Source organism: Microcoleus sp. B7-D4 (assembly GCF_036705125.1).
Classification (GTDB): domain Bacteria; phylum Cyanobacteriota; class Cyanobacteriia; order Cyanobacteriales; family Microcoleaceae; genus Microcoleus.
Window position 1 is genome coordinate 66,120 of record NZ_JAUBTT010000011.1, and the last position, 21,550, is coordinate 87,669.

Here is a 21,550-nt window from a genome sequence, read left to right on the forward strand (position 1 = left end):
TACCTACTGACTAATTAACTTCAAGCGACGCTGAAGTTCCCCCGCCGCCGTAGCAATTACGACCGCCAAAATCGGGTGCAGCGGCTGGCTGTAGCGAACTTCTGCATAAGTGAGCGCATGAATCACAGTAAAATAGGCACAGACTAGCAACAGCGGCAAAAACTCCCGCCAGCGATGCCGCAAAACTATCATGCCCAAAGCAGCAAATACAGGCAAATTTCGCACCGCTAAAATGCCGACTATCCGTGGCGGCGAAAAGAATAGCCGCATTGCCTTCACATTAAACAGATCCTGATAAGGCAAGTCACTTATAGGGTTTCCCAACCAGAAAAAAACTGCCTTTTGCACACAATACCAGAGATAGACAGCAGGCTCGCGGAGGATGGAAGCGATCGCCCGTTTGGTAAAATAGCGATCGCCCTCAATTGTAAAAGCATTGTGTCCCCCATTCCGAGCCGGATTTAGTTCTTCCTCCCAAATCTGAACAATATGGCGTTTTGGCAGTTTTTCATAAGCCAAATGATAAAACTCTGGACTTCCTTGCCACAGCAGCGCCGTAGAAACGCTGTAAATCAAAAAAGTTTTGTGCGTTCGATAATTGTGGTAAGTCCAAGGTGCAGTAATGATGATAATTGCGCCCAAATAAGCAAGAAACAAAGCAATCTTGCGCTTAAAATGCCATTGGCGCGGCATCAATAGTGGCACAATTGCTGGAAGCAACATCCCTGTCGGGCGACAAAGATTCGTAATTGCCAACAGCGCACCTGCTAATGAAAAATTTTGCCACTGCGGCTGTTCCAATGCCCGCAACAGGCCCAGCACTGTTAAAAGTATTAAAGGCGTGTATAAAACCTCTGTTTGCAGCCGGCTGACATGATGAATGAGGGAGGGATTGATCGCAACTAATCCAGCCGCTACTAAGGAACTTTGAGGGCCAGTAAAACGCCGTGCCAGGATAAAAGTTAGCGGGATGATTGTCGCCCCCAAAAAAGCTTGTACGTAGACTACAGATGCGGGAGAACGACCAAAAATTGCATAGCATCCAGCTATAAAAAAGGGATAAACAGGCGTCCTGCCTGGCCTCTCAAAAAAATAACCGTTCAGCAGATCGTATGCGAAACGTTCATAGCCCGGTTCGTCGCCTCTGAGACGGGCGGTGGTGTCGGGGAGAGTTTGGTTGGTGCGCCACGCCAAATAAAGGCGCAATGCCAGTCCCAGCAGCGTCAGACAAATGAGGGCCGAGACAATTATGCGGTGATTTCTTTGCTGCTGCGCTGCCAAGATGTCTGGTGTCATAAAAACTGACTGCGAAGATTTGATTGGCTTGCTCCCCATTTTTTAGGTTGGGAATGTCAAAAATTATATCATTTCACCTTCCATCTTTTTGGAGAAGAGATGTTTTTATACCACAGATTATATTTAATGTGAACGGGCGAGCAGAACGCCTTACGGAACAGCCAGACAGCGCGCGATGGAATTGGTCAAAGAACACAACCCGAAACTTTCGCCCGCCATCAATCGCACCTGGATTGACTCGCAGGGGCGTGCGGAGGTAATTGCAATTTACCGCATTCACCCCAGCGAAATGAGCGGGCGCACTACCGAGGGCATCAGCAGTCGGTGAATATCTCTGCTGGCATGGGAATAATAATTTTCTGAGTGAATCGCGATCGTCCTACTCGCAGGCTCAGTAGCATTCCGATCAAACTGGATATGATATTAAATGAACTTACTTGCCAAAAAATCTCTCATGTACCGATTCACTAACTGCGGCTGTTCCTGCTGCACCCAGTGGCTGCAATTAGGAATGTAGTGAATCTGAAAATCCCGCACGTAATCTGCGGTTCCATAGGTTAACTCTTTGCCGAGGGCGGCATCATTTTCTCCCCAAATCATCAGCGTGGGAACTTCCAGAACCCTCCAATTCGGGCGATCGAGAAATCCGCGAGCAATATTGCGGTAATAATTGATAGTAGCAGTCAGAGCGCCCCGTTTGGCAGCCGCATCTTTGTAAGCTTCGATATCTGAGGGGCTAAAGGTGCTTTTGTCAACCGCCATACCTTCCAAAGCAGCCGAAATTGCCTGATAGTCGCCCAATTGAATTAACAACTCCGGCAAAACTGGCAACTGAAACAAAAAGATGTACCAACTTTTCAACAATTGTTGGGGAGTGCGTAGCCCTTCAGCAAACTTGGCCGGATGGGGTAGATTCATCACAATTAATTTATCCACCATTTGGGGATAAGCATAAGCAAAATTCCAGGCGATCGCGCCTCCCCAGTCGTGACCAACTAAGACGCAACTTTCGTATCCCAAACCCTGAATAATGCCCTTGACATCTTGCACAAATTCGGCCATCACGTAAGCAGATTGATCGTGAGGTTTGTCGCTGTCGTTGTAACCTCTGAGATCCACAGCGACAACTTTATAATCTGATGCAAATTCCGGGATTTGATGCCGCCAAGAATACCAAAATTCAGGAAATCCGTGCAGCATCAGCATCAGCGGCCCAGAACCTTGAGTGACATAGTGCAGTTTAATGCCGTTCGTAGCGATAAATTCGTGTTTCCAAGCAGCTTCTAGCACAGACATATTTGATGCTTCCTCTAGCTATCGAGATAGCCTAGCAGTTCCTCTCTTTAAGAGGAACCAACTTTAGGCATATCTAGCAATTCTCCCAGCACTTGTAAACTCTTCCTTTTCTCTTCCTTTGTGGAACAGGCGTCCCGCCTGTGGTTCTTCGCGAAAGCGGTTCATAAAAAAAGTCGCTCGCCCGTTTCCCACAAAGATTGCTATCTCTGTCAAAATAATAGTATAATGTTGCTGGCATCCAGACAACTGTTAAGCCAAAAATTACTCATTTTCGATCGCGCGAAAATCCAGAAGCGCAAGAATTTGAGGTGTTGTGAAGGTGCAAGTTCAAGAATTAAGATCGGGCGAGTGTACTAGGAATTAAAGGAGTTAATACTATGTCGGGCGATCGGCTGCAAAACATTGTTAACCGCTTGACTGATCGTCTAAAGCGCGATGTATTAGTTGAACAATCCCTATACGACATTCGAGAAGTTTTGCAGAGCGATCGCGCCGTACTGTACTATTTTTACAGACAGTGGCAAGGTCGAGTGACTTACGAGATGTTGAGTGCGATCGAACTCTCAATCTTGGGTTCAACAGGGCCAGATGAATGTTTTAACGACGAATACGCTGCTTTGTACGAAGGCGGCAGAGTTAAAGCAATTGCCGATATTGAAGTAGAACCAATTAACCCATGCCACCGAGATTTTCTGCGTAGCCTGAAAGTTCGCGCCAATTTAGTCGTGCCAATTTTAACGAACAAAGGACTGTGGGGGCTGTTAATTGCTCATCAGTGCAGCGGGCCCCGCACTTGGTTGCGATCGGACATTGAATTCATGCAGCAACAAGCACAAAATATGGCAATGTCTCCGACAATTCAAGATAGTTAATCTTTCATCCAAAATCCTGCTTTGTGAAAGTTGAGGTGCATTCTATCCATTCTGCTTCGGCTTCCAGAACTCAGTTTTTGGCGTGTATTTCTCGTACCCAGCGCCATCATTTATGCCCACAACCCTATGACCAAAGCATTCAAGCAAAGCGACCATGCAACCTGTACCACCGTATGGATAGCCATGCGGATCGAACCTTAAGTAGTATTTTCCTTTTTGTTCTTGAATGTCAATCAGCTCGTAATCTCCCACCCAAAACGCATCGAGCATAGATTCTAAATCCCACGGTGGGGTCAGCATTCTAGAAGAGCGGCGAATTTCGATCGGCGTGGAAAACCATTCGTCGCTCCACTCTTCTTCTTCTTCAGGGGAGGGATTCCAAAAATATGAACGTTCTGCGTCGGTCAAATAGTTTATAAATGGTCGATCGTTGGTTGTTTCATCGGTCTCTTTTGCAAGCTTAATCATGGTGAAGAGTTCAATCGCGCGGTAGAGGGAATTTGTATCTTTTGATGCGAACTCTATATAACAATAATCCATAATCTTTAAGATTATAATCAAATAAATACTAATGTTTTGCTAACTCTTACACGAGTTATACACGGATAATGAATCTACCAGGGCTTGAGATTCTTCCCTGCGGTCAGAATGACATAATTAGGTTGTGGCTGCGTAAGTCCTATACAGAACTTCAAGCTCGAATAACAGTAACAGATCGCCCGATTGGAGTAGTATGAATCTCAGTGTTCAGCCGTTCTTCGATTTCCGGTGCATTCTCGCGGCGATCGAATATTACCAACCAACCCGAATCCTGTCCCAATCGAGCCAAATATCCATCTAACTGTTCCAAACCTTTGCTCAGAGGGTCGGCTTTCTTAGTCCGCCAAACCTTCAGTTCAATACCCAATGTTACCTCACCGTAGCGCAAACATAGATCCATGCGATCGCGCCCGATCGCATATTCCCGTTCCAAAGTTCCCCCGCCATTAATCACCCGATGCAGAAACGCCATCAGCACTAAATGAGGGGCTATTTCGGGATAGGAAGCACTTTTGAGTAACGGTTCGCCATGTTGCAACCAAAAGGCCATAAAAGCTTGGAGTAAGGCATCGGTCATCAGTTCTCCGCGAGAGTTCAACCAACTCGGACTGATAATCGGTAAACTATCTTGCGGTCCTTGGGCTAAGACTCGCGGCAAAACTTCTCGATAAATCGGATTGGCGATGACTAAACCCCCCGCCGGAGATCGTTTTAGCAAGCCCAAATCTACGAGGTATTGGCGATCGTCATTAGAAGACTCGGGCAGTTCTTGTCCTGCTAAAATCGGCTCGATAATCGCTTTGACTCGATTTTCTCGGAGTCGTTCTGCCAAACTATCCAAATGCGTATCTTGACGTTGAATTATAATTTCTTTAGCTGTTAAAATATGGTCGGCTGTAATTGCGATCGATTCATCAGTAACTAATTCTTCTACTATTTCCTTGGCTAGCGCATTGACTAACCAAGGCTGTCCCTGAGTCAATTCAAAGGCTAAGGCTGTTGCTTCGGGTGTAAAAACTTGTCCGGTATCTTGAGTGTGTTGTGCGTAGAGTTCGGCGACTTCTTCGGCGTTAAAATTGCGTAAAGTTAGCGATCGCACTTTAATATTAAACGGACTAGAAGTATTGAGTCTGTCGCTACCACCCGCAGCGACTTTGTAATCGCGAACATCTCGCAAACCGATTAAGCCAACGGATTGAGGAAAAGCTTTAGGACGATTGGGATAAGCATCGCGCAGTTGGCGCAAGATGGAAATCAAGGCTTGGTCTTGCAGTGCGTCAATTTCATCAATAAAAATTACCAAAGGACGAGGGGATGCTTGCGCCCAAAGACTCAGTGCATCGCCGATTCGCTGTCCCGATTCCAACGAAGGCCAAGCAGGAGGCTGTAATTCCTGGGGAAGTCGGACGGAAATCGCCCGCCGCCAAGCAGCCAAAATCGCCTCTTCTGCACCTGCGATGTCTTGACTGAAGGGTGCGCCGACTTCAGCCGAAACCATGACGGCGGTGTATTGTCCGCTGTCGGTGAGTTGTTTGGCTAAAGCTAGCATGGCGGTGGTTTTACCCACTTGTCGGGGTGCATGAATGACGAAATAGTTCTGCTGAGCAATCAGTCGCTCTAGGTTGGGGAGGCGACGGGTAGCAGGGAGCAGATAGTGGATGTCTTCGCGACAGGGGCCTGCGGTATTGAACCAGCGTGGCATAGGTTAATTGGGGCTAAATGGGGGGGAGCATCTCAGTTTTGCATTTACAGTGCGAGCGTCCCCGCTCGCGTATTGTACAATACGCGAGCGGGGACGCTCGCACTACAATAAAAAAAATGCTTTTTACAAAACTGAGATGCTCCCAAATGGGGTCACTCTCAGTTTACTGTGCTGTTGTCGGAATGGTGTTCTATTGTTAGGCGGAGGTTTGTAGCGACTCATAGGGCTGGATGAGAATCTCAGCGGGAATTCCTAACTCTTGATTCAGCTTCCGAATCATTTCCAGAGTCAAGGATCGTTTGCGAGATAATATCTCAGAAACTTTAACTCGACTGCCAATACATTGTTCCAAATCGCTACCAGACCATCCGCGGGCATCCATGTAGTATTGAATGGCTGCAATTGGATCGGGTATTGCGATCGGAAAGTGTGCCTTCTCGTAAGCTTCTACTAGGGTACTGAGCACATCTAGGCGATCGGACTCAGGTGTATTAGGAGCTGCATTAAACAGCAACTCAACCTCTCGAAGGGCATCCTGATAGTCAGTTTGGGTTCTAATTGGACGTATTTCCATATATCAATTTGTGTTTAAATTGTTTCTGCATCTACCTTGTCATACTCGGCATGAGTGCCAATAAAGCGGATAAAAATAATGCCGATGTCATAACGAATGGCAACAATCAGCCGATAGGAATTGCCTTTGATGTTGAACACAACACGATTGTTGGCAATGATGCTGGCATTACCATGAGCGGACTTAACATCGACTGGACTCTGCCAATCGGCGCGAGACGCTTCGTAGTACCAAGTTTTTAGTGCTTCTGAGGCATCTGGATGAGTTTCCCAAAAGCTTCGCAAGGTGCTGCGGGACAAAATACGCATAGAACTTCGTGACTGGAACTCCCGAAACACGAGACAATTGAAATATCGGTTCTGCCATTGTCAGAGGGCAAAGAATAACGTGCTATCTCATCATTTTATCACAGAATCTTTGTCTCTAGGAATAGTTGGTGGCAAGGAGTTTTCGGATGCTGGGGGAGCGAAACCCAAAAATGATATCTTGAGAAAACACACCGCGTTGAATCAATTCTCGCTCGATGTAGATTTCGGTACTGTTGTGTTGAATCCAGATTTGATTTTCGATGATATCGAGCTGCATAGCACACCCATAGATGCGATATTCCTCGCGCCATTCGTTGTGCATAACGAGGTATCGATCGCGGGCGAAATCGAATATTAGCTGAGCATTTGCGTCATTTGTAGAAAAGTCTTCGAGAAAGTCACAAACAATTTTGCGGTATTCGTTTAGTCTATCCATTGGTCGATCGCCTCACGAGTTGGATTGTAAATAATTAGTCGGATTTCATAACGTTCGATGACAGTTTTTGCGGGTTCAAATCTGAGAAACATTTGGTAGGTATCGGTGGGCACTGCCAGATACAGTATACGTTCTGGTTCACTAGAGACTTCGATGGCAACGCGATAGTTGAGGAATTGACCGAGGGCGGTGTGGAATTCAGAAATGGTGGAGCCACCTGCGAAACTTTTGACTTCTACAGCTATTTTACGTCCTTCTTTTTCAGCGGCGATCGCTTCTTCGGCTGCAAGATCGATGTATACATCAGCAACACCATAGCGTAACTGGTAGGGATCGTGGGTAATCTTCCAGCCATCTTTTTGTAGGGCGATTTTGACCCTGTTGTGGAAGAGATCCTTTGCCATTTTTAGATTGTACCCAAGGATTTACATCGGAACTTAAGGGTGTACCGACTTCCACCGAAACAATGACGGCGGTGTATTGTCCGCTGTCGGTGAGTTGTTTGGCTAAAGCTAGCATGGCGGTGGTTTTACCGACTTGTCGGGGTGCATGGATGACGAAATAGTTGCGTTGAGCGATTAACCGTTCTAAGCCCGGTAAGCGCAGTGTTGGGGGTAGCACGTAATGAATGTCTGCTTGGCATGGGCCTGCGGTATTGAACCAGCGTGGCATAGGTTAATTGGGGTTAAAGGGGTTGCTCTCAGTTTACTGTGCTGTACCCGAATAGAAAGGATAAAAGTTACTCGGAACGCCGTGAATTGATAAAGCCTTTGTCAAGAACCCTGAGCTTCAAAATACGGGCTAACGATCGCTGTCATAAAACTTCTATCCAGCATTTTAAATACTCTTAAACGACGATATTATTAGTATTAATCATTTGAAAGCACTGAAATGTTAGACCAAGCCCCCAAACTGTAAAGATTAAAAGCTAGAGGCACTGTACAACTCCCAGGAAAAACTATGCCCCTCATGCAAATTTCAAAGCCTTTTCTAATCCCAGAACATCATCGATGTTTCATCCTTAATCATCTTGGCATCACACTTTGGGCAAGGATGTTTACTAGGCCAGCGATAGAGCCGCGATCCTTGACATTTAGGACAAATATTGAGTCTCTTATCATAGTTAGGATCGCCAGTCGGGCCATCTTTGCCATCGCGCCCAATCAGAACGTCAACTACTGCTTCACAATCTTCACAGGTCATTGTTCTAACAACAGCGATCATTCCAACGTCCCGATGGCCAGAAACCCATTTTGCTATGTACCCACAACCAGGACATACAAAGTTAAATTTTGCACCCATTGTTTTCCTTGATGAAGCTTGGCTAATTTGTACCAGTATACCTCTGTCCCAGAGCCGATCGGATTGCAGAGCAGAACTCTCTGACGACTAAGCAGACTAACTTGTAATAGTATTTTAATTGTAGGGTGCGTCAGGTGAGTTTCTTAAACGATTATTGAAGGTTTAAATATCTGACGCACCTTACTAATTATGAGAATTGCGTAATTCCTGTTAGTATTAACTAACGGCTACAGCCTCCCCCAAAGGATGCTGCTGCAAAACCGCTTGCAAATACTTCCCAGTATAAGACCTCTGATTTGCCGCCACATCCTCCGGCGTTCCCGCCACAATAATCTCGCCGCCCTTATCTCCCCCTTCGGGCCCCAAATCGATCGCCCAATCGCAGCACCGAATCACATCTAAATTGTGTTCGATTACCAAAATTGAATTACCCTTATCCACCAATCTTTGCAGCACATTTAACAAATGGTGAACATCATAAAACGACAAACCAGTCGTCGGTTCATCGATCAAATAAAGCGTCTTCCCAGTAGCGCGGCGCGACAGTTCCGTTGCCAATTTTACCCGCTGCGCTTCGCCCCCAGAAAGCGTCGGCGCCGGCTGTCCCAACTGAATGTAACCTAAACCAACATCAACCAAAGTTTGCAGTCTGACGCCCGCCCTGGGAATATTTTTAAACATCTCCAAAGATTCCTCTACAGTCATGTTCAAAACATCAGAAATCGACTTGCCTTTATACTTCACTTGCAGTGTTTCCCGGTTGTACCGTGCACCTTTGCAAACCTCGCACTGCACGTAAACATCCGGCAGAAAATTCATCGAAATCACGTTCACGCCTTGGCCGCCGCAAGCTTCGCACCTTCCTCCTTTGACGTTAAAAGAAAACTGCCCCGCTTTGTAACCTCTTGTCTTCGCTTCAATGCTTTCGGCAAACAAATCGCGAATCACATCAAAGACTCCCGTGTAAGTAGCGGGATTAGAACGCGGAGTGCGGCCGATGGGAGATTGATCGATGACAATTACCTTATCAATCACATCCTCTAGAGAGCGTTCGCCTTTAGTTTTGAGGGCGTCCATGTCGGGTGGTAAAGGGACTTTTTTGGTGATATAGTGTTGCAGCGACGGGTACAGCAATTCATTGATTAAAGTTGATTTTCCCGAACCGGAAACCCCCGTCACGCAGACGAGTTTTCCCAGGGGAATTTCCACATCGATATTTTTTAAATTGTTGCGCGTCGCATTGATGATTGAGAGAGCTTTGCCGTTGCCTTTTCTCCTTTCATTAGGCGTTTCAATTACTCGCTTTCCAGACAAATAAGCCCCGGTCAAAGATTCTTCGGCTGCCAGCAAATTTTCTAAACTTCCTTGCGAGATAATTTTGCCGCCGTGCACGCCAGCACCGGGCCCGATATCGACAATATGGTCTGCCGCTCGCATGGTTTCTTCATCGTGTTCTACCACAATCAAAGTATTGCCTAAATCGCGCAGTTTTGTTAAGGTTTGCAGCAGGCGAAAGTTGTCTCTTTGGTGGAGTCCGATGCTGGGTTCGTCCAAAACGTAGAGCACTCCTGTCAAACCCGAACCGATTTGAGTCGCCAGCCGAATTCGCTGCGCTTCTCCGCCAGAAAGCGTCATTGCTGCGCGGTCTAAAGTCAGGTAATCTAACCCGACATCGAGCAAAAATTGCAGCCTTGCTTTGATTTCTCTGAGGGCTAAATCGGATATTTGGAATTGCCGATCGCTCAATCCCAAATTATTTACTCGTTCGCGGCATTCGCGAATCGAAATACTGGTTAAATCCACAATTCCGTACTGTCCCAACCGCACCGAAAGCGCCTCGGTTTTCAAGCGCTTGCCGTGACAAACCTCGCAAGAGCGATCGACCCGATACTGTTCCAACTTCTGCTTGATCAAATCAGAACCAGTATCGTCGTACTGGCGCTGCAACATGGAAATCACGCCCTTAAAATCTCTCCTCAAATCGGTGGTGTTGCCGTCTCGCTTCTTACTTTCTGAAGTACCCTTGGACTCATTGCCGTACAAAATTACTCGCTGGTGTTCGGGCTTTAATCGATACCAAGGAGTGTCGATATCAAACCCGCAAGTATCCGCAATACTGCAAAGCAGAGAGAGATAATAGGAATTGTCTTTGTCTGACCAAGGCGCGATCGCACAATAAAGAGGCGCTTTCTCGTCGGGAACTACCAAATCCGGCGCAAAAGTCCGCAAACTCCCCAAACCGTGACAGTTTTGGCACGCGCCGTAGGGCGAATTAAACGAAAATAACCGGGGGGAAAGTTCCTCCATTACCGCGCCGTGTTCGGGACAAGCAAAGTTTTCGGAAAATACGATCGGCCCCTGTGGTTGGGAATTTTCATCACTCGGTAACTCTTCAATAATCGCAATTCCCTCTGAATGGCGCAAACAAGTTGCCAGAGAATCAACTAAACGTTCTTCTAAACCGGGTTTTTTAATTAACCGATCGACAACTATCTCGATATTGTGCGTATGATTTTTATCTAATTCGATATTTTCCGAAAGTTCTAAAATTTCTCCGTTAACTTTGACACGAATAAATCCTTCCGCAGCTAAACTCGACAATAATTTGCGGTGAGTGCCTTTTTTTCCGCGCACAACTGGTGCCAGAAGGTGAAAGCGAGTGCCGTCTGGAAGTGCCATGACTCGATCGCACATTTCATCAATTGTCTGCGGCGCAATGCAGCGATCGCAAATCGGACAGTGCGGTTCGCCGGCTCTGCCGTACAGCAATCTGAGATAATCGTAAATTTCTGTAACAGTGCCAACAGTCGATCGCGGGTTGTGAGAAGTTGACTTTTGGTCGATCGAAATAGCCGGACTCAACCCCTCGATCGCGTCCACATCCGGTTTGTCCAACTGTCCCAAAAACTGGCGCGCGTAAGCGCTGAGAGACTCGACGTAGCGGCGCTGTCCCTCGGCAAAAATTGTATCGAAAGCGAGGGAAGACTTACCAGAACCGGAGACACCAGTAAAAACGATCAGGCGATCGCGCGGCAGTTCCAGATCGATATTTTTCAGGTTGTGCTGTCTCGCACCGCGAACCCGAATCGTATTTTGGTTGTTAGAGTGAGAATTCGTCACATTATGCCCGTTGCGGGATGCACTTGGCTGGCTGTTTGAGGTTTCGGCGCGTTGGGACATGAGAGTAGTGCAAAACAGTGCTTAACCATCTTAGCGCTGCCGATCGAATAGCTGGCATCCAAACTCAAGAATATCAAAGAATTGTCAAATAAGTTTCCGTCGGCCCGTCGGGCAAAACCTTCAATCTTTGATTTTTCAAATCCACTTCAATTCCCAGCGCTTCCATCGGAATCACCCCTAAAAGTGGAGTTTTCCCCTCTGGCAATTCCAAACACTCAAAAGTCCCTTCGCGCCCGCACAGAGAAATCGAAGCATCCCGAAAAATCCTCGCCTCACTAATACCCGTTGCAGTCTCAACAACCACTTGCTTGAGAATTTTCAAACCCAGTCTGGCAATGACATCTTTAGGCAAACACAAAGTTGTCGCGCCCGTATCCACCAAAACATTTTCTAGAGTAACAGACCTGACTTGCTCGATGGGAATCAGACCATCTTCTGCTTTCCCTTCATCCAGCCGATTCGTAATTACTAGGGTTGTGATAACTTTTCCCATTTGATTTTCAGTAGCTGCTTGCATAACTTTCATAATATAATAAATTACTGCTTTAATTTTAGCACATATTTCCACAAATTGTAAGGCGATGCACTCCCCATTCTGCACCGCCCACCTGACGAATAGCTCTAGCTAAATCATCAAATTATTGGACGCCAATAAACTTGTGAGTTTGCAAAGATAGCCTGTAACTAGGATTTAGTTTCAGCAATTCCAAAATAATAGGAATCGCTGAACTTTTTGAGTTCCATTCTGGTTGCAAGAAAACCGGAAGATTCACATTATTTTGCAAATGATTGTGATAAAATTCAACTTCTTCGCCAGTGCTAATCACTAACTTAATTTCATTTGCTCTAGTCCAAAAAAGCTCTTGCACCGGATATTTAGGATTGACGTGTTCTTTCGGAGAAAGAGTAATCCAGGCCTGCGGGGAAACATCCTGCCAGCAAGCACCCGAAGTTTCAATACTCACCTGCTTATCAGCTTCTAACAAAGCTTCAACTAACTCCGGCAAATCGCGGTGAATGAAAGGTTCGCCGCCAGTAATGACAACTCTCGGAGACTGCAATTGAGCGAGCAATTGGGCGATCGACTGCGGCACAGACGGCAAACCTTTGCCCCCATTTTCGTAGCCTGTGTCGCACCAAGGACACCCCACAGGGCAACCTGCCAATCTAATAAAATCAACTAAAGTCCCCGTCCAGTAACCTTCGCCTTGAACGGTACACTGAAAAGTTTCGTGAATTGGTAATTTTACCTGTAAATTAGACACCCGAAGTTACACCTCTGATTAACTAAAAAATACATCATTCTGTAGAGTGCGCCCAGCGCACCTTACTCTATAATTTTGAGTTTATAGGGTGCGCCCCGCACACCTTAGTCTATATATAAAACTGACTTGTATATTCTTGAATAATTAGCAGTTTGTGGCAATTTTAAAATGAACCGCAAACCGCAAACAACTCTTTAATTATGCTGTTCCGGTTCCATCATAGTAGCCCAACGGCGTTTCAAGGCCAAAGTCAGTCCGTCAGCAATGGGGACAACACTGAGAGTAACTCTGGGATCGTTACGCAATTTGTCGTTGAAACTACGAATGGCGAGGGTGCTTTCGTCTTGTACTTGAGGATCGGCAACTCGTCCAGACCACAGAACATTGTCAATTACAATTAAACCGCCATTGCGTACAAGTTGCAGCGATCGCTCAAAATAAGCCTCATAATTTTCTTTATCGGCGTCGATGAAGGCAAAATCAAAGGTTCCAGCTTGTCCCTCGGCTATTAGTTTGTCGAGAGTATTTATTGCTGGGCCTAACTGCAAAGAAATCTTATTAGCCACGCCCGCCGCTTCCCAATAGCGTCGTGCGATCGCAGTATATTCCTCGCTGACATCGCAGGCAATAATTTGACCGTTAGGAGGCAGCGCTAAAGCTACGCACAGCGAGCTATAACCAGTAAAAACGCCAATTTCTAAGGTTTTGGTCGCTCCCATAAGCTGCACAATGAGCTCCATAAACTGACCTTGTTCGGGAGCAATCTGCATCATCCCCATAGGATGCTTAGCAGTTTCTTCCCGTAGTGAAGCGAGAATATCTGGCTCCCGCAGAGAAATAGATAACAGATAATCGTAAAGTTTATGTTCTAGGCCAAGAGTTGAGTTCGTCATCGGTTTGTCCTTGCTGCTGACTTTTGATTTGAGATTGTAGACGCCCTGTTAATGGAAATCGCAGAATGTAGAGTTAATTTTGGCATCTATTTTGCTGTGGCTGATGGCAGGTTGCAGTAGCAGTGTCTCGGTTACACAGAGGCAACTTGCAAAACGCGCGCTCTACTTCCAAATCAGTTTATCTCAGCTACAGGTGAAATAGCCGCTCTGGAAAATAAAAATGGATAGAGGGGAGCGTTTTGAGATTCCTGCTTTTCTAGCACCGCGTAACGCCGTTAGTGATACGAGTTCAAAAAATGAATGCAACTGTAGACAATCTGCAAACCCATACATAATCAGCCATTCCCCATCTCAAATCTCAAATCTCAAATGGTATGAGTTGGGGAGAAAGTGACCGAAAGCATCCAGGATACAAGCCCCCGGATTCATCCGTGGGGTCAATGCTTCAATTCTTTAATCTCAAATCTAAAATCTCAAATCCATTGACTTCATCCTGATTACTAACTAGATGAACTGCGAAAAACATAAGTATGTCATTACGAGTGAAATGAAGCAATCCCAGAGGTTGTGATTCGTTTACATTTTGTTACATTGTCAAGTTTTTTTGTGTCGTTCTACTTAATCGTCAATGAGTAATTATTGAGGACTTATATCATGTCCGATCGATTATCCCTAATACGGTAGGGGCGGGTTCACGAACAATATCTGCCAATAATTGACAATCTCAAAAACCCGCCCTTTTAATCGATCCCAAACCAAAAAACCGTTTCATTTAACTATTATGGATGGGTTCAAGCCCGTGTATGTTGCTGGAACAAACCAGGCGTCTGGAAACCCTTGTCTCCCGGAGGATTATTAATCACTAATAAACTGGGTTCAATAGGACGATTTCTTAACTGTCACACCTTATGAATCCCTACCTAAACAACCTACCCCAAATCTCCACTACCTTGCACGATTGAGGTAGAGCAAGTATTTGTGGGAAAAAACAGGTTTATCGCAACCCTTGGTCTGCACTTTTACTCATAACTAATGAACCGGGATTAATAGGACGCTCACTTAACTGTCACAGTTTATTACTCCAGACCTAAACCACCTACCCACAATCAAAACAACATTCTACCAAGGCAATCGCTATGTATTACACTTTCGCAGGTTTTGGTGCCGCCACAGGCATATTTTTGCTGCTAGTTTTTGCCATTCTGCAATGGCTGCACGTCTCCGCCGGCAGTTTTATTGATTGGATAATTGCCATTGCTATTTTTGAATGGCTGTTGCTGATAGTTACAGTTCCCTGGAATATCCATTTTGAAGCTAAAGAAGTTTTAGCGCAAGCCGCAGAATCGACTAAAAAAAACATTGCTGTCGATCAGGAACAAGTCAAATACGTTACTGTATTAGTTAGCCGATCGCTCTTTGCGGCGATCGCACTTCACCTGTTTAGCGCGATCGTACTTTACGCCCTAGCCGCCGCCGGAATTAGTGCTATTGGCTATCTCAGTTCCGCTGCTGCACTGCTGTTAACTGTACTGCGTCCAGCTATCCGAGGTTATCAGTATTTAGCCCAACGGCTGACAACTATCCGCCGCCAATTTTTGTACCCCCGTGAAGATATTGTCGAACTCCGCAGCCGCTTTGCAGTATTAGAATCTACAGTTAAAGATTTGAGCAATCAATTAAGTTCAGACAATCCGACTTCGCGGGTGGCTGTCCAAAATCGGGAACGGGAAGCTATCAGAAGAGAATTAACTACTTTATCCGCATCTCTACAATCTTTGCAAGTAACAAATCAGGCAGAACACACTAAACTGAGAAGAGATGCAGAAAGTGCGATCGCCCAACTCACCGATGACGGACAATTTCTCAACCACGTCCGCGAAATCATCCGCTTCTTTAAAGAATCGTAAAGTCAGTTGATAGTTGACTGTTGACAGTTGTCTGTTGACAGTTGACTGTTGACAGTTGTCTGTTGTCATTAGTTACCAATGCCCGATGCCCGATGCCCAATTCCCAATTCCCAATCTTTAGATAGATGCCAAATAGTCGCAAATAGTGAAAATTTTAATAAAAACAGAATTTTCTCACTCTTGAGGAAGACTCAATAAAGGTATTTTCCCTAACCGCAATTTTTCGCAAACTATAACCAAAGATAGTTTGTGAATGAGCTAGCTTGGGATTAATATTTAAACATAAGCCAAAGACCTTTTTGAAAAGATAACTCAGGAATAAATCATGACTAATCGCCAACCAATACCCCCCAAAGAAGAAGTTAGCAAATCAACACCGGCCGACGAACAAATCGAAGCCAATATGGAAGCCCCCCACTACGACAGGGGCATTACTCCTGCGGAGACAGCAGCGCGGCAAGACCGCGAAGGCGCTAACTTCATGCACACAACCACCGAAGCGAAGCAGAAAAGTGCAAAAACTGATGACCAAACCGATGACGAAAGCATTCACACCACAGATGGTTATACAGTAGACAGAGAAGGTCTGGTTAACAATTACGCGGTCGAACCGGAAATGTACATCAACGAACCGGGCGATTTGAGAGCAAAAGAAGAAGCCGAAGCTGCAGAACGCGCTCGAATTCTCGCAGAAATCAAAGATAAAAAAGGCGAGGAAGGAAAACTGACAATGGATGCAGACACCCGTGGCAAAGGGCCGGGCATTATCTAGATTGTGTGGTTGGTAGTTGCGTTTCAGCGCGCGAGGTTGCAACTGCAAAGCACAGGGGCGGGTTTTTATAGTTCCGGCAATTATCGATCGATATTTCCGGTAAAACCCGCCCCTATTTTGTTTTCCACATCTGTTTTTTGAGTTGAGACTTTACATCGTACATCTTGCACCAATATCAATAATCCTTTTTTGGGCTGGGTCTCCTGCCCGACCCCTACTCCTCACAATAAAACTCATTCTTTGTGGAACAGGCAGGAAACCCTTTTCTTGAGAATGGTGCAAGATGTGAGTTACATCTGAGATATTGCACCATTCTCAATTACTTGTTTAGGAACAGGCAAGATGCCTGTTCCACAAGAGATGAATTTTATTGTGGAACAGGCATCTTGCCTGTTCTTCAGAATGGTGCAAGATGTGAGTTACATCGTACACCTCTCAATTACCGTATCAATCGGCCAGTTTTCAGACCCAGCTCAAAAACGCCTTAAAATTACTCAAGCTTTAACATTTTCCCTCAGCCAATTAAACTTAGCCTCAGCTAGCGCCAAATTTTCCAGAACGTTAGGATTGATATCCTCGCGTTCAAATTCTGGTTGATCTAATTCAATATTGCGACCATATTCTATATGTCGGATCGTACCGCGCATCCTATCTGCCAGACACAGTGAAATGCCATAATAAAACCGGGAAGCAAAGCCCATATCGTTTTGAAGTTTGATTACTAACTGCCGCCTAGGAATTGCCAGCAAGTGAGTTTCTTCGATCGCCTTTACCGTTGCTAAAGGAGGGCGAGCGTCAATGAAAGAGACTTCTCCCACCAGTTCTCCGCTGGCTATTTTAGCGAGCTCTCTAGTCCGCTCAGCCTCGATTAAAACGCTCAAACTCCCCTTCAAAACAATGTATAGCGCATCTATCTGTCTCCCTTCCTGGATCAAAATCCCACCCGGATATAGAACTTCCTTTTTGCCTTTTTGAACGATCCAGTTGATATCGTCATTATTTAACTGGCTCAAAATAAAAAGTGCTTTTTTTCTGCTGCTGTCGGCCATAAGTTTTAGCTCTCGATCGCTTCTTCTTTATATAAAATTTAGATGGGCGCGATCGCAACTTCTTCCGAAGCAGTCCTCGCTGAATACAGTTTTTTTATCCTGCCTAACTTCTTCGCAAAACCCCTATCGAGCAGGCTTTGCCCATAGCAAATGAATCACACTGAATCATAATCTCTAAATACTAGCATTTGTTAAACAATCTTCTTTAACTCGATCGACCTCCCCAACATCCCGCGAAATTCGCGTCTCAAAAGCAATTGGGTTCACCCGCCCAGCTTGGCGGCGGGATGGGGCGCGGTAGACAATGCTCCGCGCCCAGTCTTGCTCACTAAATCGATCGCAAATCAGGATAGCCGGCCAACATATCGTCAGCAGTCAGAGTGTCCCCGTTGGCTTGAGGAGTCCACAGCACCTCAACCGCCAGCAACTGCTCGCTCGATACTCCCCCAATCTGACGCAAAGCTTGGCGCAAATCTTCAGAGTTTTTCACTGCTGGCAATTGCAATTTGCCTTGAGTACCCACAATCACCGTCACCACAATAAATTCCCCAGGATCTGAATTCACATCAGAAGCCACCAGCGCCCCATTTTCCTGCAAACCTGGCAGGATATTGCTGCTCCCTGCTTGCCGGAGCTGATTGTTATAATTCGAGAGCGTTTCTTCAGTAAATTTACTGCGTTCTGCCAAAGAAAGTTGATTAAACTTAGCTTCGGCTGCTTCCAAGCGAGTTTGCACAGATTCAGCGCCCGCGTAAACCCAGTATTCAGGATGCCGCAGCAGCGCCAGAGTAGATTCTTGCAGCACTTGAGCGCGACCTGTCGCTGTATCGGTATCCGCTTTTCGCGCTAGGGAGTCGAGTTCGGCTTGCAAACCACGGGCCTCTGCTAGCAAACCAACTTGCAAGCGGGCGACAGATACAGTGGTAGTAGGGGCACTGTTGCCCAGTTCGTCAGTTCCGCCCCCGGCGCGGCGGAAGCTTTGGACGAGGAAATTAGCGATCGAAATAAAAATCAAAATCGAGAATAGGCCACCAAACCCGCCCCCAAAGCCAAAAAACGGCAGTAAGAACGGGAAACCGAAGCCGCCGCCAAAGCCGCCACCATAGCCGCCGGGGTAGTAGCCTCCTCCCGACGGCGCGTAAGTGCGACTAGGAGACGAGTAACTGCGCGCCGGAGCACTAAAAGATCCGCCGCCGATGCGTCCGCCGCTGCGGGCAGCCAGAGCTCCATCAGCGTTACCGAGGGCTAGCGTCAGTACCAGACCGATCGCAAATAGTGATTTCAAAAGCGGTTTGATCTTTGAAATTAGTTGCTTGTACATAAGACCGTTACTATTCGATACATTTATAATTTACAGTCTATCCTCGCTTCTGGGCAGCCTGGTTATAGGTGTGAAGCCAGCGAGATATCCGTACCAACCGATCCCACCACAGTTATGCCTGAGTCTGCAAACGAGAAAAGCTAGAAAGGACTTGCATTCCGATGCGGAGAACAATAGACCTCTGGAATAATTATTGTGGAACAGGCATCTTGCCTGTTCAAGACTTGATTTTCACTTCTAGGTCTAATCGACATCGCGGGTTTTACAGAAGTTTACTTAAGTCCAGGGCGATCGGCCAACAATAAGCTCTAGACTTTTAAAGAAACGCCGCGAGTCCTCAAAAACAGGGCTTTATCTACCGTAAAAAAAACATTATGTTTCCAACTCACCGCCCCCGCCGCCTCCGCAACCATCCCCAACTCCGCCGGATGGTACGCGAAAATATCTTGACCACCAGCGATTTAATTTACCCCCTATTTGCCGTACCGGGGGAAGCTTTTGCCAAAGAAGTCACATCGATGCCGGGAGTTTACCAGCTATCGGTAGACAAAATAGTAGAAGAAGCAAAAGAAGTCTACGACCTCGGCATTCCGGCTATTATTTTATTCGGCATTCCCGCAGACAAAGATACAGACGCGACAGGTGCTTGGCACGACTGTGGCATCGTTCAACAAGCGACGGAAGCGGTTAAAAAAGCTGTACCAGATTTAATCGTCATGGTCGATACTTGTCTGTGTGAATATACCAGTCACGGTCACTGCGGCTATTTGGAAGTCGGAGATTTAAGCGGCCGCGTCTTGAACGATCCCACACTAGAATTGCTCAAGAAAACCGCAGTGGCTCAAGCTAAAGCCGGTGCAGATATTATCGCACCTTCGGGAATGATGGACGGTTTTGTCGGAGCAATTCGCGAAGGATTGGACTCCGCTGGATTTGAAGATATTCCTATCATGTCTTACGCGGCAAAATACGCCTCAGCTTATTATGGCCCATTCCGGGATGCAGCAGAGTCTGCTCCGCAATTTGGCGATCGGCGCACCTATCAAATGGACCCCGGAAACGGCCGCGAAGCTCTGAAAGAAATTGCTCTCGACATTGCCGAAGGCGCAGATATGCTCATGGTTAAACCCGCTTTAGCTTACATGGACATCATCTGGCGCGTGAAGGAAGCAACTAACCTGCCAGTTGCTGCTTACAACGTTTCTGGAGAATATGCGATGGTGAAAGCCGCCGCCCTCAACGGTTGGATAGATGAAGAAAGAGTAGTTATGGAAACTTTGACAGGATTCAAGCGTGCTGGTTGTGATTTGATTTTGACTTATCACGCCAAAGACGCCGCCCGCTGGCTGCAAAACTGATTCACTCGATTTGAGATTAGAGATTAAAGAATTGACTCCACAGCACAATATTCGGGTGTTCTTGTGGAGTCAACACCTCTCTCGATAGATGATTTTTGAGCAATTAGGCAAGACACTAGCTATAGCTTACGCTTACCGATACACGACGCCTCGAAACCGGGTTTTTACCGTTTCAGTGGGCTGTAACTGAGATATTGCACCATTCTTGTGGAACAGGCTTTCCGGCCTGTTCCACAAGAAAATTCACTCTTTGTGGAACAGGCCGAAAAGCCTGTTCATAAAAAGCTTATTGACAATGGTGCAACATTTCTGTTGTAACGAAGTATGGCTATGAAAAAACCCGGTTTCTCTGTAGACAAACTCCCAACCCCTAAAAAATCAGTCATTCCCCATCTAAAATCTCTCATCTCAAATATCAAATGGTATGAGTTATAAGTTGGGAATTTTGAGTCAAAGACTTTTTTTCAAAATTTACCCCAAAAAGTATTAATCATCACCGAAATTAGTTAGAAAATATGTATGAATAAAAATAGTTTTGTAAATGGGGAATTCAACCATTGATCGTTCCCAAGCAAAATTAACTTTCACTCGTGTAAAACAGTAAAAGTAACACAGTTGAGATACAAATTCAAGGCAGATTGAGCATGACATCAACGACTAGGGATTCCAGTCACATTCAATTTTGTATAGGTCGCGATCGCGCCGACATCGTACAGATCCAAGAACTATTTAAAGCCGCCGCCTTTTGGGCGAGGGAACGCAAGATAGAAGATTGGGAAATTGCGCTCGCCAACAGCGAACCAGTTGTTACAGTTTGGGACGGCTCACGGGCGATCGGCTTTGCCAGAGCCACCTCAGATGGCATCTATCGAGCTACCATCTGGGATGTCGCCATTCACCCGGATTACCAAGGTGCAGGACTCGGCCGTAAATTAGTGCAAACCGTCTTGAGTCACCCTCGGATGTGCCGAGTAGAGCGAGTTTACCTGATGACAACTTACAAACAAAGCTTCTACGAGCGCATCGGTTTTCAGCAAAACGCTAGCACCACAATGGTACTTGAAAATCAGCTTCTAGAAGAGAATCTCGAATTAGAAATTAGCAACGGCGAATTGCTAACTGCTAATTGTTAAATCCGCACAAAAATTGCACCAAAATCTATAATATGTAGGGTGCGTCGCAGCGCACCTTACTCCCTATAAATAATTTCCTTCTTTCATCTTCCCTCGAACCTCTTCCCGCCTCCGTTACATCTGTTAAATCCTTTGCCCTCTTTCCCACCTGCGTTACATTTCATATGTTGCACCATTCTCAATTAGCCTTTTAGGAACAGGCAAGATGCCTGTTCCACAATAAAATTCATCTCTTGTGGAACAGGCATCTTGCCTGTTGCTTACAATGGTGCCTGTTCCACAATAAAATTCATCTCTTGTGGAACAGGCATCTTGCCTGTTGCTTACAATGGTGCCTGTTCCACAA

The 21,550-nt window shown here is 46.0% G+C and carries 21 protein-coding genes and 1 pseudogene; 6 read left to right on the forward strand and 16 right to left on the reverse strand.

Features of this window, described 5'->3' with window-relative positions:
- Window positions 1–3: 3 nt before the first annotated feature.
- A complete protein-coding gene (locus QUB12_RS06595) occupies window positions 4–1,296 on the reverse strand; it encodes a glycosyltransferase family 39 protein (protein WP_333306059.1) in 1,293 nt (430 codons plus the stop codon).
- A 175-nt stretch (window positions 1,297–1,471) separates the two neighbouring features.
- Between QUB12_RS06595 and QUB12_RS06600 the strand changes: the two genes are divergently transcribed.
- The gene (locus tag QUB12_RS06600; protein ID WP_333306061.1) at window positions 1,472–1,624 is read left to right on the forward strand and encodes a hypothetical protein; all 153 of its coding nucleotides are present in this window, start codon (window positions 1,472–1,474) and stop codon (window positions 1,622–1,624) included.
- Between the two features lie 95 nt (window positions 1,625–1,719).
- Here the strand turns inward: QUB12_RS06600 and QUB12_RS06605 are convergent, their stop codons facing one another.
- On the reverse strand, window positions 1,720–2,592 hold the full coding sequence (locus tag QUB12_RS06605) for an alpha/beta hydrolase (RefSeq protein ID WP_333306063.1): 873 nt from the start codon (window positions 2,590–2,592) through the stop codon (window positions 1,720–1,722).
- A gap of 377 nt (window positions 2,593–2,969) precedes the next feature.
- Here QUB12_RS06605 and QUB12_RS06610 point away from each other — a divergent pair, with 377 nt between their 5' ends.
- Window positions 2,970–3,464 carry a GAF domain-containing protein gene (locus tag QUB12_RS06610; RefSeq protein ID WP_333306065.1) on the forward strand — a complete coding sequence of 165 codons (495 nt, stop codon included), beginning with the start codon at window positions 2,970–2,972 and terminating at the stop codon, window positions 3,462–3,464.
- 42 nt (window positions 3,465–3,506) lie between these two features.
- Here the strand turns inward: QUB12_RS06610 and QUB12_RS06615 are convergent, their stop codons facing one another.
- The 11 genes from QUB12_RS06615 to QUB12_RS06665 all read right to left on the reverse strand — a co-directional run bounded on the left by QUB12_RS06615 (window position 3,507) and on the right by QUB12_RS06665 (window position 13,664).
- Window positions 3,507–4,004, reverse strand: a complete 498-nt coding sequence (locus QUB12_RS06615) for a hypothetical protein (RefSeq protein WP_333107686.1) — start codon at window positions 4,002–4,004, stop codon at window positions 3,507–3,509.
- A gap of 151 nt (window positions 4,005–4,155) precedes the next feature.
- Window positions 4,156–5,706, reverse strand: a complete 1,551-nt coding sequence (locus tag QUB12_RS06620; RefSeq protein ID WP_333107685.1) for an ATP-binding protein — start codon at window positions 5,704–5,706, stop codon at window positions 4,156–4,158.
- Between the two features lie 196 nt (window positions 5,707–5,902).
- A complete protein-coding gene (locus QUB12_RS06625) occupies window positions 5,903–6,280 on the reverse strand; it encodes a transcriptional regulator (protein ID WP_333107684.1) in 378 nt (125 codons plus the stop codon).
- 14 nt (window positions 6,281–6,294) lie between these two features.
- The gene (locus tag QUB12_RS06630) at window positions 6,295–6,588 is read right to left on the reverse strand and encodes a type II toxin-antitoxin system HigB family toxin (protein ID WP_333306068.1); all 294 of its coding nucleotides are present in this window, start codon (window positions 6,586–6,588) and stop codon (window positions 6,295–6,297) included.
- A gap of 115 nt (window positions 6,589–6,703) precedes the next feature.
- Window positions 6,704–7,024: an element excision factor XisI family protein gene (locus QUB12_RS06635; protein ID WP_333145157.1), complete on the reverse strand. Its 321-nt coding sequence runs from the start codon at window positions 7,022–7,024 to the stop codon at window positions 6,704–6,706.
- A complete protein-coding gene (locus tag QUB12_RS06640) occupies window positions 7,012–7,428 on the reverse strand; it encodes a XisH family protein (RefSeq protein WP_333145155.1) in 417 nt (138 codons plus the stop codon). The genes QUB12_RS06635 and QUB12_RS06640 overlap by 13 nt, the downstream gene beginning before the upstream one ends.
- Complete coding sequence (locus QUB12_RS06645) at window positions 7,328–7,696, reverse strand: hypothetical protein (RefSeq protein ID WP_333145154.1); 369 nt, start codon at window positions 7,694–7,696, stop codon at window positions 7,328–7,330. The genes QUB12_RS06640 and QUB12_RS06645 overlap by 101 nt, the downstream gene beginning before the upstream one ends.
- An 846-nt stretch (window positions 7,697–8,542) precedes the next feature.
- The gene (gene uvrA / locus QUB12_RS06650) at window positions 8,543–11,506 is read right to left on the reverse strand and encodes an excinuclease ABC subunit UvrA (protein ID WP_333306069.1); all 2,964 of its coding nucleotides are present in this window, start codon (window positions 11,504–11,506) and stop codon (window positions 8,543–8,545) included.
- Window positions 11,507–11,579: 73 nt separating this feature from the next.
- Window positions 11,580–12,023 carry a retroviral-like aspartic protease family protein gene (locus QUB12_RS06655; protein WP_333306099.1) on the reverse strand — a complete coding sequence of 148 codons (444 nt, stop codon included), beginning with the start codon at window positions 12,021–12,023 and terminating at the stop codon, window positions 11,580–11,582.
- A gap of 121 nt (window positions 12,024–12,144) precedes the next feature.
- Complete coding sequence (locus QUB12_RS06660) at window positions 12,145–12,771, reverse strand: 7-carboxy-7-deazaguanine synthase QueE (protein ID WP_333306071.1); 627 nt, start codon at window positions 12,769–12,771, stop codon at window positions 12,145–12,147.
- A 194-nt stretch (window positions 12,772–12,965) separates the two neighbouring features.
- Window positions 12,966–13,664, reverse strand: a complete 699-nt coding sequence (locus QUB12_RS06665) for a class I SAM-dependent methyltransferase (protein WP_333306073.1) — start codon at window positions 13,662–13,664, stop codon at window positions 12,966–12,968.
- A 1,136-nt stretch (window positions 13,665–14,800) separates the two neighbouring features.
- Between QUB12_RS06665 and QUB12_RS06670 the strand changes: the two genes are divergently transcribed.
- Together QUB12_RS06670 and QUB12_RS06675 are read left to right on the forward strand one after the other, a co-directional pair.
- Window positions 14,801–15,571, forward strand: a complete 771-nt coding sequence (locus QUB12_RS06670) for a hypothetical protein (protein ID WP_333306076.1) — start codon at window positions 14,801–14,803, stop codon at window positions 15,569–15,571.
- Window positions 15,572–15,896: 325 nt separating this feature from the next.
- Window positions 15,897–16,343 carry a hypothetical protein gene (locus QUB12_RS06675; RefSeq protein ID WP_333145148.1) on the forward strand — a complete coding sequence of 149 codons (447 nt, stop codon included), beginning with the start codon at window positions 15,897–15,899 and terminating at the stop codon, window positions 16,341–16,343.
- Between the two features lie 494 nt (window positions 16,344–16,837).
- Here the strand turns inward: QUB12_RS06675 and QUB12_RS06680 are convergent, their stop codons facing one another.
- Entirely contained in the window at window positions 16,838–17,392 is a 555-nt protein-coding gene (locus tag QUB12_RS06680) for a cyclic nucleotide-binding domain-containing protein (protein ID WP_333145147.1), read from the reverse strand.
- 328 nt (window positions 17,393–17,720) lie between these two features.
- Window positions 17,721–18,713, reverse strand: coding sequence for a DUF1517 domain-containing protein (locus QUB12_RS06685; RefSeq protein ID WP_333145146.1), 993 nt, complete (start codon window positions 18,711–18,713; stop codon window positions 17,721–17,723).
- A 374-nt stretch (window positions 18,714–19,087) separates the two neighbouring features.
- On the opposite strand from QUB12_RS06685, the gene hemB reads away from it, so the two are divergent.
- The gene (gene hemB / locus QUB12_RS06690; RefSeq protein ID WP_333107810.1) at window positions 19,088–20,071 is read left to right on the forward strand and encodes a porphobilinogen synthase; all 984 of its coding nucleotides are present in this window, start codon (window positions 19,088–19,090) and stop codon (window positions 20,069–20,071) included.
- A 644-nt stretch (window positions 20,072–20,715) separates the two neighbouring features.
- Window positions 20,716–21,204, forward strand: a complete 489-nt coding sequence (locus QUB12_RS06695; protein ID WP_333145145.1) for a GNAT family N-acetyltransferase — start codon at window positions 20,716–20,718, stop codon at window positions 21,202–21,204.
- Window positions 21,205–21,357: 153 nt separating this feature from the next.
- On the opposite strand, the pseudogene QUB12_RS06700 reads toward QUB12_RS06695, so the two are convergent.
- A pseudogene (locus QUB12_RS06700) lies at window positions 21,358–21,550 on the reverse strand (hypothetical protein); the annotation flags it as partial.